This is a genomic window from Frankia nepalensis (genome assembly GCF_016786325.1).
Lineage (GTDB): Bacteria > Actinomycetota > Actinomycetes > Frankiales > Frankiaceae > Pseudofrankia > Pseudofrankia nepalensis.
The window spans coordinates 25,708-45,263 of the sequence record NZ_JADWYU010000114.1 but is presented as its reverse complement, the minus strand read 5'-3'; the positions used below and the strand labels follow the sequence as shown (position 1 = coordinate 45,263).

At 74.0% G+C, this 19,556-nt stretch carries 8 protein-coding genes; 2 read left to right on the top strand and 6 right to left on the bottom strand.

Going from position 1 to position 19,556, the window contains the following annotated elements; translation table 11 throughout:
* The gene (locus I6A81_RS14480; protein ID WP_407661301.1) at nucleotides 1–495 is read right to left on the bottom strand and encodes a PaaI family thioesterase; all 495 of its coding nucleotides are present in this window, start codon (nucleotides 493–495) and stop codon (nucleotides 1–3) included.
* A gap of 470 nt (nucleotides 496–965) precedes the next feature.
* Here I6A81_RS14480 and polA point away from each other — a divergent pair, with 470 nt between their 5' ends.
* The gene (polA, locus tag I6A81_RS14475) at nucleotides 966–3,638 is read left to right on the top strand and encodes a DNA polymerase I (protein WP_203030887.1); all 2,673 of its coding nucleotides are present in this window, start codon (nucleotides 966–968) and stop codon (nucleotides 3,636–3,638) included.
* A gap of 625 nt (nucleotides 3,639–4,263) precedes the next feature.
* On the top strand, nucleotides 4,264–7,491 hold the full coding sequence (locus tag I6A81_RS14470; RefSeq protein ID WP_203007109.1) for an EAL domain-containing protein: 3,228 nt from the start codon (nucleotides 4,264–4,266) through the stop codon (nucleotides 7,489–7,491).
* 94 nt (nucleotides 7,492–7,585) lie between these two features.
* Here the strand turns inward: I6A81_RS14470 and I6A81_RS14465 are convergent, their stop codons facing one another.
* The 5 genes from I6A81_RS14465 to I6A81_RS14445 all read right to left on the bottom strand — a co-directional run bounded on the left by I6A81_RS14465 (nucleotide 7,586) and on the right by I6A81_RS14445 (nucleotide 19,478).
* Complete coding sequence (locus I6A81_RS14465; protein WP_203006183.1) at nucleotides 7,586–12,412, bottom strand: alpha-(1->3)-arabinofuranosyltransferase domain-containing protein; 4,827 nt, start codon at nucleotides 12,410–12,412, stop codon at nucleotides 7,586–7,588.
* On the bottom strand, nucleotides 12,409–13,833 hold the full coding sequence (locus I6A81_RS14460) for a glycosyltransferase family 4 protein (protein WP_307874665.1): 1,425 nt from the start codon (nucleotides 13,831–13,833) through the stop codon (nucleotides 12,409–12,411). The genes I6A81_RS14465 and I6A81_RS14460 overlap by 4 nt, the downstream gene beginning before the upstream one ends.
* A complete protein-coding gene (locus tag I6A81_RS14455; RefSeq protein ID WP_203006182.1) occupies nucleotides 13,830–15,185 on the bottom strand; it encodes a hypothetical protein in 1,356 nt (451 codons plus the stop codon). The genes I6A81_RS14460 and I6A81_RS14455 overlap by 4 nt, the downstream gene beginning before the upstream one ends.
* A 167-nt stretch (nucleotides 15,186–15,352) precedes the next feature.
* Complete coding sequence (locus tag I6A81_RS14450; RefSeq protein ID WP_203006181.1) at nucleotides 15,353–16,354, bottom strand: GDP-mannose 4,6-dehydratase; 1,002 nt, start codon at nucleotides 16,352–16,354, stop codon at nucleotides 15,353–15,355.
* A gap of 67 nt (nucleotides 16,355–16,421) precedes the next feature.
* Nucleotides 16,422–19,478, bottom strand: a complete 3,057-nt coding sequence (locus tag I6A81_RS14445) for a DUF459 domain-containing protein (protein WP_238430494.1) — start codon at nucleotides 19,476–19,478, stop codon at nucleotides 16,422–16,424.
* Nucleotides 19,479–19,556 lie beyond the last annotated feature (78 nt).

Below are 19,556 nucleotides of genomic sequence, written 5' to 3'. Positions count from 1 at the left end.
TTAGCGCTCGGGCCCGCGCCCGGGGTTGACGCCCCCGGCAGGGGGCTGGTCGCGAAGCATGCAGGTCAGCCGGCAGGTGCAGACCGGCCGGCCGGCCTCGTCGGTGATCCGGATGTCGAACGTCGCCACCGAGCGTCCGGCGTGGACGCGGGTCGCGACGGCGGTGACCGTGCCGGACGTGACCGCGCGATGGTGGGTCGCGTTGATCTCCAGGCCGACCGCGGCCCGGTCCGTCCCGGCGGTGAGCATCGCCGCCATCGAGCCGACGGTCTCCGCGAGCACGACCGACGCGCCGCCGTGCAGCAGCCCATAGGGCTGCCGGTTGCCCTCCACCGGCATCCGTCCGACGACCCGGTCGCCGGAGGCCTCCAGCAGCTCGACGCCCATCTTCTCGTTGAGCTCGCCGCGGTGCAGGTTCAGCCGCGCCACCAGTTCGGCCTGGTCGGCCGGCGGCGCCTGGCCGGCGGCGTCCGCCGGCTCGGTCTCGACAGTCACCATCTGAGCCTAAGGTTCCTGCCGGACGCCGAACTGTCATACCGCCGACGGCCGCCGGAGGGGTGGCGGGGGCGCCCGCCGGTGCTGGGCCCGCCGCGCGCCGTGCCGGTGGGCGCCTCGTCACCCGGGAGGGCCATGCCAGCCCACACCGTCCGCCTCACGAAGTGATCGGGCGCTGTCCGGGATTGTCGGTGCGGCGGCCTAGACTTCGCTGGGTGTCGGCTTCGACCAGGAACCCAGCGATCAGGAACCCAGCGATCGACGAACCCGAGAAGATCGACGAACCCGAGGACGGCGCCGTGACGGACGGCTCGCCCCCGGCGACCGCCGCCGATGCTCCCGCGGGCGCGCCCACCCCCGCGAAGCGGGCGTCCCGGGCGTCCGCGGCCAGGTCGTCGACCAAGGCACCGGCGCGGGCGCCCGCGCCGGCCGGCGGGCCGGGCGGCGCCGCGCCCCCGTCGGGACGGCTGTTGCTGCTCGACGGGAACTCGCTGGCCTACCGGGCGTTCTTCGCGCTGCCGGTCGAGAACTTCTCCACCACGACCGGGCAGCCGACGAACGCCGTCTACGGCTTCACGTCGATGCTGATCAATGCCCTGCGAGACGAGCGGCCGACGCACGTCGCCGTCGCCTGGGACCTGCCGGCGCCGACCTTCCGGCACACCCAGTACGCCGAGTACAAGGCGGGCCGGGCCGAGACTCCTTCGGACTTCGTCGGCCAGATCAGCCTGATCCACCAGGTCTGCGACGCGCTCGCCGTGCCGAGCCTGTCCCGCGCCGGCTACGAGGCGGACGACATCATCGCGACGCTGGCCGCCCAGGGCGAGTCGGCCGGCATGGACGTCCTCATCGTCAGCGGTGACCGCGACACCCTGCAGCTCGTCAGCGACCAGGTCACCGTGCTGATGACCCGCAAGGGCATCAGCGACATGATCCGCTACACGCCCGAGGAACTGGAGGCCCGCTACGGCCTCACCCCGGCCCAGTACCCGGACTTCGCGGCGCTGCGGGGCGACCCGTCGGACAACCTGCCCTCGGTACCCGGCGTGGGCGAGAAGACCGCCACCAAGTGGATCCAGCAGTTCGGCAGCCTCGCGAACCTGGTCGACCGGGCCGACGAGATCACCGGCAAGACCGGTGCCTCGCTGCGGGACAACCTGTCGAACGTGATCCGGAACCGGACCCTGACGGAGCTTGCCCGCGACGTCCCGCTCGAGGTCGGCCCCGCCGGCCTTCGCCTCGTCCCCTGGGACCGGGAGGCGGTGCACACGCTGTTCGACACGCTGCAGTTCCGGGTGCTGCGCGAGCGGCTCTACCAGGCGCTGGCCGTCGTCGAGCCGGCCGCCGGCGATGGCGGCTTCACCGTCGAGCTGGCCGTGCTCGGCCCCGGCGACGTGCCCGAGTGGCTGGCCGAGCACACGGCCGGCGGTGCCCGCACGGGCCTCTACCCGCGCGGCAGCTGGGGCCGCGGCACGGGGAGCGTCGCGGGCGTCGGCCTGGCGGCCCCGGACGGCGCCGCGGCCTGGATCGACCCGACCCAGCTGACCCCCGCCGACGAGAACGCGCTGGGTGCCTGGCTCGCCGACGAGACGAAGCCCAAGGCCGCGCACGACGTCAAGGGCCCGATGCTCGCGCTCGCCGAGCTGGGCTTCACCCTGGCCGGCGTCACCAGCGACACGGCGCTCGCCGCCTACCTCGCCCTGCCGGGGCAGCGTTCGTTCGACCTGGCCGACCTGGTCCTGCGCTACCTGCATCGTGAGCTGAAGGCCGACGAGGCACCGTCCGACGGCCAGCTCGCCCTCGAGGTCGAGGTCGAGGGCGTCACCGAGACCGACGAGGCCGAGGTGGACGCCGTGCGCGCCCGCGCGGTCGCCGAGCTCGCCGACGCGCTGGACGGGGACCTGGAGCGCCGGTCCGCCGCCCGCCTGCTGCGCGAGATCGAGCTCCCGCTGCTGACCGTGCTCGCCGGGATGGAACGCGCCGGGATCGCCGCCGACGCGGAGTATCTCGACGACCTGCGGTCCCAGTACGGCGCCGAGGTGAACAAGGTCGTCGAGGCGGCCCACGAGATCGTCGGCCGGCCGTTCAACCTCGGCTCGCCGAAGCAGCTCCAGCAGATCCTGTTCGAGGAGCTGGCGCTGCCGAAGACCAAGAAGATCAAGACGGGCTACACCACGGACGCGGACGCGCTGGCGTGGCTGGCCGTCCAGACCGACCACCCGTTGATCCCGACGCTGCTGCGCCACCGTGACGTGGCCCGGCTCAAGACGGTCGTCGAGTCGCTGTTGCCGATGATCGACGACGCCGGTCGCATCCACACCACCTTCAACCAGATGATCGCGGCCACCGGTCGGCTGTCCTCTACCGACCCGAACCTGCAGAACATCCCGATCCGCACCGCGGAGGGCCGCCAGATCCGCCGGGCGTTCGTCGTCGGTGAGCGCTACGAGACGCTGCTGACCGCGGACTACTCGCAGATCGAGATGCGAATCATGGCGCATCTCTCCGGCGACGAGGGCCTGATCGGTGCGTTCACGTCCGGCGAGGACCTGCACACATTCGTCGCCGCCCAGGCATTCAACTTGCCGGTCTCCGAGGTTGACCCGGAACTGCGGCGGCGGATCAAGGCGATGTCCTATGGGCTCGCCTATGGCCTGTCCGCCTATGGCCTGGCAACCCAGCTCGGCATTGCTCCGGATGAAGCCCGCGAGCAGATGGAGGCCTACTTCGCCCGGTTCGGCGGGGTGCGTGACTTCCTGCGCGGCGTCGTGGACCGTGCCCGCAAGGACGGCTATACCGAGACGATCCTGGGCCGGCGACGCTACCTGCCCGATCTGACCAGCGACAACTCCCAGCGTCGGCAGATGGCCGAGCGGATGGCCCTGAACGCCCCCATCCAGGGTTCCGCCGCCGACATCATCAAGATCGCGATGCTCGGGGTCGACCAGAGCCTGCGGGACGCCGGCCTGCGCTCCCGGCTGCTCCTGCAGGTGCACGACGAACTCGTGCTCGAGGTCGCCCCCGGCGAGCGCGAGCAGGTCGAGGCTCTCGTCCGCGCCCAGATGGGCAGCGCCTACACCATGTCCGTCCCGCTGGACGTCTCCGTCGGCGCCGGCCGTACCTGGGACGACGCGGGACATTGACGCGGGCGGGCGTGGGGTGGTGTGCCCGCCGGCCTTCGGCCGGCTTCGCCGAAGCCCGCGTCCATGATGTCTGCCCAGGGGGCCGTTCCCCCAAAGATCCGCTGGCGCGGATCCCCGGGGACCCCTGCGTCCTGGAACCCCGTGTCAGGGGGCTTCGCCCCCCGGCACCCCCCGAGCGGTTCGTCCTTCGGACGTCGCTGGGCGTGACGGTGCCCTGGGTGCTGGGGGAGGGCCGCTCCCCGTCTGTGGCGTCATGAGACGGCCGCGGGTTCTGACCGGCAGAGCTGATCGGGTTGCCGCGCGCCGCGTTGATCGAAGGGGTGCTGACCTGGTCGTTCGGGTGTTTTGAGCCTGGGTGTGCACGCTGCGGCGTGGAGCTGGCGCGGGGCGTGGGCAGATCTGTGGGGCGTGGCCGGGAAACCGTGCTGCCCGGGGTTACCCTGTGCCGGGCGTTGGACATGGTGTGACTGTGTGGGAACGGGCCGTACCGGGGGCCGGCCCGGGCTGGCGCGGCCGGCCCGGCGCTTCGGTCCGGCCGCCCCGAGCCGGAGGCCACGCCGCCGGCGCGCGCGGGTGAACGCCCGCCCGCGACCGGAGGCGTGCGGGCGCGAGGAGGGCTGGTCGCATGCTCGCGAGGCGCTCTGTCATCCGGCAGCGCGTGTTCCTCGTCGTACTTCCGCTGGTCGGCACGCTGTTCCTGCTGGTGATGCTGCTCGTCCCGGATTCGGGCCTGTTCCTGCTGCCCCAGACCTTCGTGGCGCTGTTGCTGGCGTTGGGCGCCCTTGGCTACGTCCTGCGGGCCCCCGGTGGGCAGAGCCGGCGCCACGCGCTGGTGGCGACGGTGGCGATGACGGCCGCGATGACGATCCCGATGCTGGCCGACCCGTCGTCGCGCACCCCGCTGGCGCTCCTGGTCTGGTACTCCTGGCTGGGCAGCTATGCCGGCGTGGTGTCCCGCCGGCTGGTCCCGGTGAGCGCGCTCACCGGGGCGATCTGTCTCACCATGACCGGCGCGCTGGCCGCGCGCGGCGACCTCGGCGTGATTCCGCTGACCTATCTGGCCGTCCTGCTGAGCATCGTGGCGTCGGCGTCGTTCACGTTCGGCTTCTTCCGCTGGGGCTACGGCCAGGCCTTCGCCGACCCGCTGACCGGGCTGACCAACCGCGCGGGCCTCATGCGCTCCGGCGAGCCCGTGGTCGCCGAACTGCTGCTCTCCGGCCGGGCCGGGGTCCTGATGGTCCTCGACGTCAACCGGTTCCGGGAGATCAACACGGCACTCGGGCATCAGGCCGGTGACGAGGCGCTGCGCGAGTTCGCCGACCTGCTGCGCCGGGTGCGCCCCGAGCCCCTGTTCGTCGGCCGGCTCGGCGGCGACGAGTTCGCCCTCGTGCTGCCGGGTGAGGAGCTGACGGCGGGCGACGACGACCGTGACGAGCGGCCTGCCCAGCTCGGCCGCGATGTCCTCGACCAGCTGGACGGCCTGGTCCGGGTCCGCGGCGTCGACATCGAGCTGGAGTCGACGGCCGGGATGGCGGTGGCGCCGCGCGACGGCGCCCGGCTCGCGACGCTGTTGCCCTGCGCGGACGCCGCGCTGGCGAAGGCGAAGCGCGACGGCGCCCGGGTCGGGGTGTGGGACGCCGGCATGGCGGGCACCGCCGGGGTGCGCTCCTGGGAGCTGGCGCTGCACGCCCAGCTACGCGCCGCCATCGCCCACCGCGAGCTGGTGCTCCACTTCCAGCCCGTCCAGGAGGCGGCGACCGGCCGGGTCGCCAGCGCCGAGGCGCTGGTCCGCTGGCGTCACCCCGAGCGCGGCCTGCTGCCGCCGGGCTCGTTCCTGCCGATGGCGGAACGCTCCTCGCTGATCATCGACCTGACCTGGTGGGAGCTCGAGGAGGTGATCGCCCAGTGCGCCCGCTGGTCGAGGGCGGGCGTGCACCTGCCGGTCTCGGCGAACCTGTCCGCCCGGATGCTCGTCGTCGACGACCTGCCTCGGATGATCACCCGCCGGCTGGCCGCCTACCGCCTGCCGCCGGAGATGCTCACCCTGGAGATCACCGAGAGCGCGCTGGTCTCCCAGCCGGCCCGGGCCGCGGCCATGCTGGGCGAGCTGCGCACGGCCGGCGTGAAGCTCTCGCTCGACGACTTCGGCACCGGCTACAGCTCGATGGAGATCCTCAAGGCGCTCCCGTTCGACGAGATGAAGATCGACAAGGGTTTCGTGATGGACGCCCGGGCCAGCCTGCCCGACGCCGCGATCGTGCGGTCGGTCGTCGACCTCGGCCACCGGCTGGGCCTGCGGGTCGTCGGCGAGGGAGTCGAGGACGAGCAGTCCGCCCGGATGCTGACCGAGCTCGGCTGCGACCTGCTCCAGGGCGACGCCCTGTCGCCGCCGCTGCCCGCCGACGAGCTCGCCGCCCTGCTCACCAGCGGCGGCATGGGAGCCGTCCCGCCCGCCCCCCGCGGCGACCGCCACGGGACGGCTGACGGTGGGCACCGCGCCGCCGGCGGCCGGATCACGACCGGGCACGCGGCCACCCCCTGGGGCGACGTCCTGCCCGGCCTCGCCCCGAACGGAGGCCGGCCGCCGCGCGCCGGGGGTGAGGCGGCCGGGCAGGAGAACGCCGGCCTGACCGCCGGCGACGGGCACGGGGACGCCGCCGACGTCACGCCGAGGAACGTGGCGCCCGGAGTCAGGCCGGCGGGCCCGCCGGTGTCGCAGGAGTCGGCCCGGCGGTGGGCCGAGGAGGGCCTGCGCGCGCCCGACCCGCCCGACGAGCCCGACCGGCTCGCCGCGCTGCGGCACTACCGGATCCTGGACACCCCGGCCGAGCCGGAGTTCGACACGCTGACCACCCTCGCCGCGCAGGTCACCGACTGCGCCCACGGCTACCTGGTGCTCGTCGACGAGGCCCGGGAGTGGTTCAAGGCAACCCACGGGGTCCGGCCCCCCGGCCTGGACGCGCGGGTCGGCGCCGCGTCGCACGTCGTGGGCTCCGGCAAGTACCTGGAGGTCCCGGAGCTCGGCCGCGACCTGCGCTTCGCCCATCTGGCGCGGGCGGAGCCCCAGATCGTGGTCTTCATCGCCGGCGCCCCGCTGCGGACCGCGGACGGGCACGTGCTCGGCGCGCTGTGCGTCTCCGACCGGGTGCCCCGCAGGCTCACCAGCGGCCAGCGCGGCGCGCTCGACGAACTGGCGGAGCACGTCATGCGGCTGCTCGACGCCCGGCTGGAACGGCTGCTGCTCGAGGAGGTGCTCGACGGGCTCGGCCGGCTCGACCAGTTCTGGCACCGCCACGACCTCCCGGCCGCCGCGACGCTGATCGCCGAGGTCGTCCGGGGGCTGACCAGCGCGGACGCGTCCGCGGTGATGCTGCCCGACCTGCCGGGCTCGACCATCTTCCACGCCGCCGGCGTGTCGGTCGCCGAGGGCGTGCCGCCGCTGACCGAGGTGGGCGTGCGGTCGTCGGCCGCCGGCACCGAGGCGCTGCGCGAGCTGGCACGCGCCCGTGGCCCGATGTTCGTGCCGGACGCGGCCAGGAGCCCGCTGATCCCACCCGAGATGGTGCGCCGCCTCAAGATCGGCTCCGCGCTGATGGTGCCGCTGCGCGGTGAGGGCGGCGTGCTGGGAATGATCACGGTTCGCTGGACCCGGCGGCGGGACCGGCTTGACCCCGCGGTGTGGCGCGCGGTGGTCCTGTTCACCGGCCAGGCGCGCTTCGCCCTGCTCCGGCTGCGGGGCGCGGGCACGGACGCCCCCGACGGGGCCGGCCGCCCGGCGGGCGGCCACCCGCCCGCCGCGGACGGCGTCGCCGACGCCACGCATGGCACCCGGTCGGCTGGCAGCCGCCTGTGACCACGTCGCCCCGCGCGGCGGGCGGCGCGCGCCCGCCGGGCGCGGCCGGCGACGGTGCCGAGATTCACCGCCGGCCGCGCCCACCGGCGTCCCGCTAGCCGGAGGCCGGCGGGCGACCCCGGCTGCCGGCGGGTGCCGGAGCCGTCGGGTCGCCCTGAGCCACCGTGTCGCCCTGCGCCGCTGTGCGGCGGGCGGCCTGGCCGTGCAGCAGCGCGAGCGCGGCGTCGGCGCCGAGGAACAGCACCGCCAGCCATGAGACCACCGCGACCCGGTCGAACTGCGCCACCCAGGAGCCGTTGACCGGCAGGCCATAACGCACCTGCACCTGGACCACGTAGGCGACGCTCGCGGCGAGCGCCGCGACCGAGCCGACCCGCAGCACCACCCGGCCGCGCGGCACCACCGCCGCGACCAGGGTCGCGGCCGCGGTGATCACGCCGGCCACCGGGCTCACGATGAACGCCCCGACCGCGAGCGCCCCCACCACCAGCGGCACCACCTGGCGAAGGCCCAGTCGCGGGGTGGCGGCGAACGGCCGGTCCAGGCGTGGCAGGTCCCGGGGAATGACCGTCCCGCGGCGCCGACGCCCCGTCACCCCGAGCAGGGCCAGGCACAGCACCACCGCGACGACCGAGACCGTCAGCGCCGCGAAGACGACCCGTTGCGGGATCCAGGTGATCTGGATCTTGAAGTTGTCCCGCGGTGGATCGATCCGCCAGCCGTTGGCGTAGCCGTCGACGAGCTGGGGCTCGTCCAGCGAGGTGTTCTCGTCGACCGTGGCGTGCCAGCCGGGGGACAGGCTCTGCCCGAGCACCAGCCAGAACGGCGTGCCCGGCTTCGCCCCGGTGACGTTGATGACGAACGTCGTCGGCGCGGCGACGTCGACCGACAGCGTCGGCACGCCTGCCTGGGCCGTGTCGCCTGCCTGGGCCGTGCCGCCTCCCGGGGCCGTGGCGCCGTTCCCGTTCGCCGCGCCGACGCGGGCGAGGTCCGCGGCCCGCTGCTCGCGGGTGGTGTCCAGCGCGGCGACCGACGTCGCGTCGGGCCAGGTGATGCCGCCCGCGTCCGAGGCGAACACCAGCCGGTCCAGGTCGATCCCGGTCAGGGCCCCGTTCGCGGTGCGCACCACGTGGTCACCGGCGCCGAGCCGCACCGGGGTCCCGCAGGTGCGCACGTCCAGGCCGAGCCGGCCGGCGGCGTCCCTGGTGGTCCCGCTGACCCGCACCCCGACCTGCTGGCCGTCGACGGTCAGCAGGTCGTACCGGCACTCGCCGGACAGCTGCTCCGGCGGCTGGGCCGTCGACGCGGTCGCGCCGATGCCCGACACACCCGGCAGGTCGACCTCCGCGATCCCGACCGGCATGGTCGAGGTCGCGCCGGAGATCGTGTCCGTGGTGGTCACCGGGCGGACCGCGTCGACGACGAGCCGGACCGCGTGCCCGGTCGCCGCCGGCAGCGAGAGCGTCACCGAGCTGGTGGCGCCCGGGGTGCCCCGCGTGTCGGTCAGCGCCGGCACGTCGACGGCGCCGACCCGCTGGCCGTCGACCTCGATGCCGAACCTGGTCGGCACCGAGTGCCGCCCGTCGGTCACCAGGGTGACCGTCGCCGTCGACAGGGTGACCGGGGACAGCGACGTGAGCTCCAGCCAGCCGTTCTCCTGGGCGCCGAAGCCGGGCGACCAGGCGGTGGCCGGGTCGCCGTCGAAGGCGACCGAGGAGCGGGCGCCGAGGTCGCCGGGCAGCCGGCCCGACGACAGCGCCCGCGGCGGGCCCGCCGGCCGGCCGAGCAGCTTGTCGACCACGTCGTCCGCCGCGTACGCGGAGACGCGCGCGGTGCCGGTCAGGCTGAACGTCCGGTCCGTCGGCAGCGTGAACACCCGGGCGATCGTCGACTCGGTGTCCTCCTTGAACGGCTCGGCCGGGTTGGCCCGGTCCCGGGTCATCGTCAGCGCCAGCGGGTGGTCGAGCGAGTCCTCGCCGGCGGCGGCGAGCAGGTCCGTCGGCATCCGCAGCAGGTCGTCGGCGATCGCCGGCTGCCCGTCGGCCTCCGGGACCTCGACCTCGGCGAGACCCACCGCGGACAGGCCGTCATAGCTGGTCTGCCGGCCGAAGTTCGTCGCGTCGACGTGGACCGTCAGCGTCTTGAACGTCCGGCTCGGGAAGGTGACGACCTGGCCCTGTTCGGTCCTGGAGACGTCGGTCAGGTCGACCGTCACCGGCGAGCCGCCGTCGAACGTCAGCGTCGCCTTCGTGATCCACCGGTTGCGCGGCCCGGTCAGCGGCTGCGTCAGCCGGACGTGGTCGGCGGTCGTCGGCCGGGCGAGCGTCGTCTGCCAGCTCTCGCCGGCCGGGTCGGTGAACGCGCCCACCCGCCAGGCGGTCGTCAGGTCGCCGTCGATGCCGCGCACCGGCCGGTCGGCCGGGCCGTAGGCGAACGTGTTTCCGTAGCTCGACGCGGTCACCGCGGCGACCCGAGGGGACTGGCCGGGCGCGGTGAGCACCGCCACGGTCTGGTTGGCGGGGGTCTGCTCCGGGAACATCGGCAGCCGGTTGTCGTCCGGGTCCTTCTTCAGCGGCTCGACGCCGACCTGCTCGACGTAGCCGAAGTTCTCCCGGATGCCGGTCCACCGCTCCGCCCGAAGCCGGTTCGAGTCGCTGACCAGCAGCTCGGCGCCGTCGTCGAGCGCTTGGCGCAGCCCTTCCGGGTCGTCGGCCAGCGCCGCGGTGTAGAGGATCGCGCGGTCGCCGGCGATCACGTCGCGCAGCAGTCCGACCGCGGCCGCGTCCACCAGCGCCTCGCCGTTGCCGCTGACCAGCAGCGGGCGGTCCGTGGTGGCGGCCCGCACGATCGACTCCGGGTCGGTGACGGGGAAGGCCGCGAGCGTCGGCGGGTCGGGCACCGACGGGTCGATGCCGAGCGTGATCTCGTCGAGGTAGGGGATCGTCGTCGTCTCACGCACGGGCGGGCCGAACGTCAGCGGCTCGCCGAGACCGGCCGGCGGCGAGGCGGTGAACAGCTCCCAGTCGGCCCGCGGCCGCGGGCCGCGGAAACGCTCGTACTGGTTGTTCCCACGCAGCACGACGTCGCCGACGCCCATCAGCCGGGCAATGTCGGCGAGCGACGCGGTCTCGAAGACGCCCTCCTGCAGCCGCCGGTCCAGCGAACGGACCAGGTCGACGCTGCCGGCCTCGCCGTAGGGGATCAGCTCGCGCTGGATCGTCGGCCGGTCCATCAGGCCGTAGGTGACGCTGTCCAGCGTGGAGCCCCAGCGGTAGTGCGCGAAGTCGGAGCCGGGCAGCTCCAGCACCCGGGTGGAGTTCCCCTTCGCGTTCAGCGCCTCGGCGAGCGCCAGCTCGTAGTCGGGGACCTCCTCCGGGCGGGTCAGCCCGGTCTCGACGAACTGGGCGCGAAACAGCGGCGACATGTCGAGCGCGAGCAGCGCCAGTACCACCGCGGTGACCGCCGTCGGCAGCGCCGCGCCCGGCCGTGGCCGGAACGTCATCCGCCGCCGGGCGCCGTGCGCGCCGCCGGCACCGTTGGTCCGGCTGGCCGCCGCCCGGGCCACGGACCACTCGGTGAACGCGGCGATCGCGCCCGCCAGCAGCACGGACAGGCCCAGGATCACGAGCGGCGCCGCGCGCGGCAGCGAGCGCAGCGCGAGTCCCGCCGTGGATCCCTCCGCGAAGTCCCGGAATATCCGGCCGAGCGGCGAAGGGTTGTCGTACGGGTAGACACCGACGGCCACCGTCGTGCCCAGCACGATCAGCGCCACGAAGTAGGCGCGGTGCCCCCAGCGGATCAGCGAGGCGGCGACCAGGCCGAGCAGCGGGATCATGAAGCTCACCGCGAGCAGCCAGATCGTCTCGGTGTAGCCGACCGCCGGGGTGATCCACGGACCGAGGGCGTCCTCGCCGTAGAAGAACCAGTTGCCGAGCCCGCGCAGCACCTCGGAGGCCTGCGAGCTGCTGGCTACCGTCTTGACGGTCTCGGTGAACGCGAGCACGTTCAGGCCATGGCCCGCCTGGGTGTACAGGCCCGCCATCCACCAGGCGTTGGTGACGATGGTCAGGATGACGGCGCGGGTGATCATTCCCGCGGCGGCGCGCGGCGTCGCCTCGCGGGTGCCCCAGATCGCGAACGGCACCCACAGCAGCGGCGCGAGCATGATCAGAATCAGGCTGGAGGCATTGATGCTGCCGACGGAGGTGACGACCAGCCCGAACGCCGCGGGCCAGCGCCAGGCGTCCGCGCCGCGCCAGCTGCCCTTGCCCTCTCGGGCCTCGCGCAGGCCGCGAACCGTGATCCCGATGAACCAGCCGAGGCCGGCGTAGGGGAGCAGGATCGCCGAGATCCGGGCCTCGTACTCCAGGGTGTAGGGCGTGAGCATGTAGCCGGCGGCGGCGATGAACGCGTACCGGTCGGGCCAGCCGAACGAGCGGAGCAGGAACAGGACGCCGGCGCCGGCGACGAACAGGATGGTGCCGGTCCACAGCCGCTGCGCCACCCAGTCAGGCAGCCCGACCAGGTCCAGCGTGTAGTACCAGAGGCCCTGCGGGAACAGATAGCCGATGTTCTGGTGGGTGACGGTGCCCATGCCGACATCCGGGTCCCACATCGACACGGCCCGGCGCAGCAGCCGGGCCGGGTCGAGGTAGAGGTATGCCTTGGTGTCGGCGCCGATCTGGCCGGGCGAGGTGCGCAGCAGCGGGAGGTAGGCCACCGCCGCCAGCACCAGTGCCGGCCAGGACGGCCGCCACAGCCGCCGGCGGGCGGCCCGCCCGTCCGCCGCTGGCGCCTCGGCCCCACCCGCCGCCCCGCTCGCCGGGGCCGTGACGGCCACGGCCCCGGCGGCGTCGGAGCCGCCGTCGGAGCCGACGCGCGGCCCGGCGGGGCCCTCGCCCCCCTGGGTGGTCAACGTCACCGGAGCGGCCCGTGCAGCCGGTCCAGGCCGCCGGGGCGCGGCGCGCGGCGGCGGTGCTTGGCCGCCTCCTGCGCCAGCGCCGCGAACGTCCGCCGGGCCGTGTTCGCCCAGGTGAAGGTCGCGGCGTGCGCGAGCGCGCCGGCGGTCAGCCGGTCGCGCAGCTCCTGGTCGCCGAGCACCCGGCCCAGCGCGCCCGCCAGGTCGCGCGGCTCGACGAGCAGACCGGACAGCCCGTTCGCGACGGCGTCGGTGTGGCCGGCGATGTTCGTCGCCACCGAGGGGGTGCCGCAGGCCGCGGCCTCGGTGATGGTCATTCCCCAGCCCTCGCGCGCCGAGGCGCTGGTCAGCACCCAGGCACGGCGGTAGAGCGTGAGCAGCCCCTCGTCGTCGACCCGGCCGGGCAGCTTCAGCCAGCCCTCCGCGCCCGCGGCCCGGATCTGGGCCTCCAGCGCCGGTCGCTCGTACCCCTCGCCGACGATGACGGCCTCCATCGTCGGGTGCTGCTGGCGCGCCCGCACCAGAGCGTCGACGAGGATGTCGAACCGCTTCACCGGCACCAGCCGGCCGACCGCCAGCACCAGCGGGTGCGGCGAGCGTTCCCCGAGTGGGCGGTAGCTCTCGTCGATGCCGGGCGGGATCACGGAGATGTTCGCCGGTGGCAGCCCCAGCATCTCGATGATCTCGCGGCGAGACGACTCGGACAGGGTCAGCACCCTGGTCCGGCGATACAGCGGCGGCGCCAGCTTGTGTTCGAGCGTCTCACCGACCCGGGCCAGCGGCGCCTTGAGGACCATCCGCCACATCTCGCCGTGCACGTGATGCAGGAACGCCACCCGTGGGCAGTGGGCCCAGATCGGGGAGAAGAACGGCATGCCGTTCCAGATCTCCACCAGGCCGTCCCAGGGGCCACCGTGGCCGAGCGCGCCGGACAGCGCCGTGCGCGGGAACACCATGTACCGGCCGGCCTTGCGGACCACCGAGTAGCCGTTGCGGGTCGCCGTCTCCAGGTGGCCAGGGGCGTGCGCGGTGCGCATGCTGACGTCGACGCCGGCCTCGGCCCAGGCGGCGGCGACCTTGTCGGCGTGCAGCTCGGAGCCGCCAGCCTCCGGGTCGTCCAGGTCACGCCAGGCGAGCATGTGCACCCGACGCAGGCCGGAGCGTTCGACCAGCTCCGCCAGGGTGGGCTCGCGCGCCTCGATCCACGGCCGCCGCGGCTCGACGAGGCCGGCGGCCCGGTCGGCGGGAACGAGGGTGGCCCCCTGGCCGGGAACGGCCGCGGCGGTGTCACTGGTGGCCAAGCGCGGGCCGGTGTCACTGGTGGCCAGGAGCGGGCCGGTGTCACTGGTGGCCGAAAGCGGGCCGGTGTCGCCTGGGGCCAGAAGCGGGCCGGTGAGCGGGGTGCCCTCGTCGAGAGTGCTCACGCGCGCACCGCCTCGAGGCCGTCGGGGGCGGCCGTCGTGCGGCGGGCGGCGCCGACCACGAGCAGCCCGGTGACCACGGCGAGCACCGCCTGGACCGCGAGGTCCATCCGGGCGGTGGCGACCGGCGAGCCGCCGGCCAGCGTGATCATCCCGGCGGCGGCCACGGCCGTGAGCCCGAGCGCGAGCAGCACGGCCCGCGACCCCAGGGCCAGCAGATAGTGGGTGAACAGCACGGTTGCTCCGAGACAGGTCATCGCTCCGGCCAGCGGGAGGAGAGCGCCGGACGCGTCGGTGAAACGTGGCCCGAAGGCCAGGGACAGCAGTGTGTCGGGCGCGACGGCCGCGACCGCGAGCAGGACCGCCGCCGGCACCGCCAGGATCGCCAGCGTGGCGCCGAGCTGGTGCAGGGCGTGCTCGCCCAGGTGGCGGCGGTCGGCCGCCTCCGGCAGCAGGAATCCGGCGAGCACGACGGCCCCGAACATCAGCACCTTGCAGGTGACGGAGACCGCCGCGTACTGGCCGGACTCGTCGGGGGAGAGCCGGCCCTGGACCAGCACGTCGATGTTCTGCAGCAGGGCGAGGAACGCCAGCGCCGTCAGCGCCGCGCCCAGGTCCGCCGCGAGTCCTCGCTCCCGCCGGCTGGCCGCGGGGGCGGCCGGCGCGTGGCCGCCGGGGGCCGCGTCGTCCGCGCCGGCGCCGTCCGGTGCCGCGCGGCGAAGGGCGCGGCGGGTGTGCGCGAGCGCGGCCAGCACGCCCAGCAGCACGGCCACCGCGGCTCCGGTCTGGCCCAGCCCGGCGAGCACCAGGCCGACGGTGGCCACACCCTTCACCGCCGCGTCGACCAGCAGGTTCGCGGCCAGCTCGCGGTAGCGGCGGGCAGCCTGGAGCAGCCCCCGGTCGACGCACAGCAGGCACCAGGCGGCGCCGGCGGTCAGCGTCTCGGCGACCCCGCCGGGGCCGGGCAGCGACAGCTCGCTGGCCAGCGGCGCGCGGGCCACGAGCGCGAGCAGCGCGACGGCGAGCACCACCCGACACCCCACGCGGCGCATCCGGGCGGCCCAGGCGGCGATCAGGTCGGCGCGCCCGGTCCTGGTCCAGGCGGTCACCCGGCGGACCACGCCGACCAGCAGCGCGCTGCCCGGCATCGAGACGATCATGAAGAGGGCGAACAGCTGGGCGGTGGCGCCATAGGAGCGGGTGCTCATCGCCCGGGCGATCACAAGGGTGACGCCCAGGTTCGCGACGTTGGCCGCGAGCCCCGCGAGTGCGAGCGGGGTGGCGCCGCGCACCGCCCCGCGCAGCCGGCTCTCACCGTCCCCGGCCCGGGAGGGGACGTCGTGACGCCGTGACATGGTGTCACTGTTACGCAGCGTGGCCTGCTGTGCCGTCGGCGCCGGGTCGGGGGCGCCGAGGGGTGGAACGGCCGCGCCGCGTGACAGCGAGCCTTCTCCATCGACCCCGTTGATCCGCGCCGGTCTTGGTCGGCTGGGGCTGAGATGGAGCAGGCTCATCGCGAAGGTCACGGATGCGTCAGCGCCTGCCCCGCGGCCTGCCGCTCCAGCGCGAGGTCCGCGTCCACCATCATGTCGACCAGGCCGGTGAAGGTGACGGTCGGTTTCCAGCCCAGGTCGTCCATGGCCTTCGACGGGTCGCCGACCAGCAGGTCGACCTCGGCCGGCCGGAAGAACCGCGGGTCCTGCTTGACGTAGGGCTCCCAGTCGTCGATCCCGACCCGGGCGAACGCGACGTCCAGCAGTTCGCGGATGGAGTGCGTCTCGCCGGTGGCCACGACGTAGTCGTCCGGCTCGTCCTGCTGCAGCATCCGCCACATCGCGTCGACGTAGTCGCCCGCGAAGCCCCAGTCCCGCCGGGAGTCGAGGTTGCCCAGGGTGATCGAGTCCTGCAGGCCGAGCGCGATCCGCGCGACGCCCCGGGTCACCTTGCGGGTGACGAACTCGATTCCGCGGCGCGGCGACTCGTGGTTGAACAGCATGCCGGAGCAGGCGAACATGTCGTAGGACTCGCGGTAGTTAACCGTCAGGTAATGCCCAAAGGTCTTCGCGACGCCATAGGGAGAGCGCGGGTGGAACGGTGTCGTCTCCCGCTGCGGCGTCTCCCGGACCTTACCGAACATCTCGGACGAGGACGCCTGGTAGAAGCGCACCCGCGACACGTCGCTGCCCGCCGTGATCCGCAGCGCCTCGAGGATCCGCAACACGCCCATCCCGGTGGTCTCGCCGGTCAGCTCGGCCTGTTTCCAGGAGAGTCCGACGAACGAGATGGCGCCCAGGTTGTACACCTCGTCCGGCTGGGAGATCTCCACCGCGCCGATCAGCGAGGACAGGTCGGTCAGGTCGCCCTCGAGCAACTGGACGCCGGGAATGATCCGCTCGACCGTCGCCACCTTCGGGTTGGACTGGCCCCTAACCAGCCCAAACACCTCATAACCCTTGGCCGTGAGCAACTCGCCCAGGTACAGGCCGTCCTGACCGGTGATCCCCGTAATGAGCGCGCGAGGCACGATCACCCTCCTGTCCGAGTTCAAGCACGCTGCCGTCGAAAGGTTAGCGTCTGGTAAAGCATGCAGGTCAGCCGGGGGACGTGGGTGTCACCACGGGGGCACGATCCGTGCGTGTCGGACGAACCAGCTCAACAATCGCGGGAAGCAGCGCCTGGCCAACGAGACGACCGCCCGCGGCTGTAATGTGCACGCCGTCGTCCCTGGTGAGGATGCCGTTCACGTGATCGGTGAACCGGTTGCCCGGAGTGAGCACCGCGTTCAGATCCGAGATAGTCGCCACTCCCGGATGCCGGCTGGCCGCGGCCCGCAGCAGCTCGTTGAACGACGCTACTCGCTCCGGCTTGGTCTCCGGGTAACGCGTCCCGTCCGGACCTTCTCGTGCCGCGACCGCGGGGGTGGTGAACAGCACCACCTTCGCCCCCTGCGCCGACAAGGTCTTGATCGCCAGGTCCAGCTGGGTGGCGAGATAGGCGTCGAACGACGGGTCGCCGACGTGTACCCAGCGACCGTCCAGCAGCTGGTCGGTGACCTCCCACCGGCCCACCAGCAGCCCGGCCACGTCCGGCTTGACCTCGTCGACCCGCTTGGCGAACCGCTCGGGCCACTGCTCGCAGCCGATCGTGGTCGGCCCGGCCTCGCCGTCCAGCTTCCGGGTGGGCAGCCGCGCCACCCCGCAGCCGAGCATCGACGCGTCCGCCAGCTGCATGTTCATCGACGCGGCCACATCCGCGAACTGGCTGCCGACCAGCGTCGTCGCCAGCGAGTCCCCGGCGATCAGCATCCGCGACGGCGGGTTGCCCGCCGCGTCCGGTCCCACCGACTGCGGCACGCCGTTCGCCTGCACCTCGCGAGCCAGCTTCTCCAGGTCCGCCGGAGTGCGCGCCGTCGACGCCTGCGTGCCGGTCGCCAGGAACGCGACCGCGACCACCCCGGCGATGATCGCCGGCGTGGTGACCACAGGCTTCGGGATCCGCAGCTTCCGCCGCCGGATCGGGTTCTCCACCAGGTAGAACGACAGCAGCGTGCAGGCGACGGTCGCGCCGATCCGGGCGCCCAGCAGGGCCGGCCCGTGCAGGCCCGTCCGCCCGGCGGTGAGCGTCAGCAGGACTGGCCAGTGCCACAGGTAGAGGCCGTAGGAGATCTTCCCGATGTAGGTGAGCGGCGAGATTGACAGGATCTTGGAGATCGCCGAGTTCGGCACCTCGACGATCGCCGCGACCAGCACGGCCACGATCAGCGCGACCCCGAAGAACCCGCCCGCGTAGAGGCCGCGGGACTCCCCGTCGACGGTCGCCCACAGCGCCAGCATCGCCGCGGCCGCCGCCAGGCCCGCATGGCCGAGCACCTTCTTGCCGCGCGGGGTGAATCCCGCCTTGCGCTGTGCCCGCCACACCGCCAGCGCCGCGCCGATCAGCAGCGCCTGGATCCGCACCTCGGTGCCGTAGTAGATCCGTGACGCGTCCACGCCCGTGAGCAGCAGGCCGATCCCGATCAGCGCGCTCGCCTCGGCGCCGAGCACCGCGACCGTGAGCGCGGCGGACTGCGCCTTCTGCCGCTGGCCCTTCCACCGGTCCACCGTGCGGGCGCTGTGGCGCATCAGCAGGAACACCAGCAGCGGCCAGAGCACGTAGAACTGCTCCTCGACCGCCAGGGACCAGGTGTGCAGCAGCGGGGACGGCGCGGAGAAGTGGTCGAAGTAGCTCTGCTCTGACAGCGCGAACCGCCAGTTCGCCACGTAGAACAGCGCGGCCAGCGTGTCGAAGCGAATCTTGGTCGCGTCGCCCGGCGGCGCGATGAACCGCGCGTACGCCGAGACCGCCAGCAGCAGGAGCAGCAGCGCCGGCAACAGCCGGCGGAGCCGGCGGAGCCAGAAGTCCTTCAGGTCGATGCGGCGGGTCGCCCGGTACTCGGCGACCAGCAGCCCGGTGATCAGGAAGCCGGACAGCACCATGAAGGTGTCCACGCCCAGCAGCCCGCCGGGAGCGAACGGGAGCCCGGCGTGGTAGGCGATCACCGCCAGCACCGCGAGCGCGCGCAGCCCGTCGAGGCCGGGGGAGTGCACGATCGGCGCGAGGAACGTCCCGGTGGTGTCCGTGTCGCCCGGCCCGATCGGGGTGGTCGCCGGCGCGGCCGCGCCCCGGTCGAGCAGCATCAGCCCGCCGGTCCTGGGCTCCGGGTCGGCCCCGCCCGCCTCCGACCGCGAGCGCTCCAGGTCCTGCCGGGTGTAGGTGCGCGGCGGCTGACGGCGGGCCGGCCCGGCGCGGCCACGGGTGTCCCGCCAGATCGTCAGCGTGGGCGGGTTGACGTCCCCCGCGCCGTGGCCGTCGTCGCGCCGCTCGTCCTTGCGGCGCGCGCGCCGCTCCCCACCGGGACGTTCGTCCTGGCGGCCTTCGTGGTCAGGGCGGCCGTCGTCGTCCGGGCGTCCGCTCCCGCCGGGACGGCCCGGCCGGGTCCAGGCGTCGCGCCCGTCCCGCTCGGGCCGGCGTTCCCGGCCGGCGCCGCGCTCGTCGCGGGCGCGCCTGTCCAGCTCGCCGTCCGGGCGGCCACGGGCCGGGCCGTCGTCGTCGCGGGCACCGGACCGGCGCTGGTACGGGGCCGGGGCCGAACGGCTCGGCCCGCGCTGGTCGTCCTCGCGGCGCCGGGCCGCGTGGCCGCCGCTGTCGTGACGGTCCGCGTCGGGCCGCCGGCTGGCCGGGCGCGGGCCCGACGGGGCGTCCCAGCCGCCGTCAGGCCGGGCGTGGCCGCGCCGCGGCTCCCCGCCGTGCCGGTCCTGACCGAACCGGTCGTCTCCGGAGCGCTCCCCGCGGTCGCGGTCCTCGCGCGCCCGGTCGAGATCCGCCTGGTCGTCGCGCGTGCTCTCCCGCGCCCGGTCGTCGTCGAGGCCGTCGACATCGTCGGACGACTGCGGGCGGAAGCGGGTGACGTCGGAGATCCGGACCGTGTCAGCGTCCTTGCCGCTCAGCCGGGCCTCCCCCCGCTTGTGCGCCTCTGGTGGTCCGCGGTCCGCGTCCGGCTGACCGCTTCGCGAAGTATGAGGCAGTCGCGCGCCGGTTCCGCGTCCGCGTCCACGCTCGTTCCGCTGGGTAAGCGCGGCATCGCGGCCCTCAATGGCCAGGCTAATCATCACACCTGTCGACCTCAGGTGACGGGACGCCCCTTGGTACTTTCCGGCCGTGACCAAGACCGCTGTCGGGCCGGTGTC

Bases quoted from the DNA above. Each gene is read 5' to 3' on its own strand.
- I6A81_RS14470 (WP_203007109.1), top strand. From the start codon at position 4,264: ATGCTCGCGAGGCGCTCTGTCATCCGGCAGCGCGTGTTCCTCGTCGTA.
- I6A81_RS14455 (WP_203006182.1), bottom strand. From the start codon at position 15,185: ATGTCACGGCGTCACGACGTCCCCTCCCGGGCCGGGGACGGTGAGAGC.
- I6A81_RS14445 (WP_238430494.1), bottom strand. From the start codon at position 19,478: ATGATTAGCCTGGCCATTGAGGGCCGCGATGCCGCGCTTACCCAGCGG.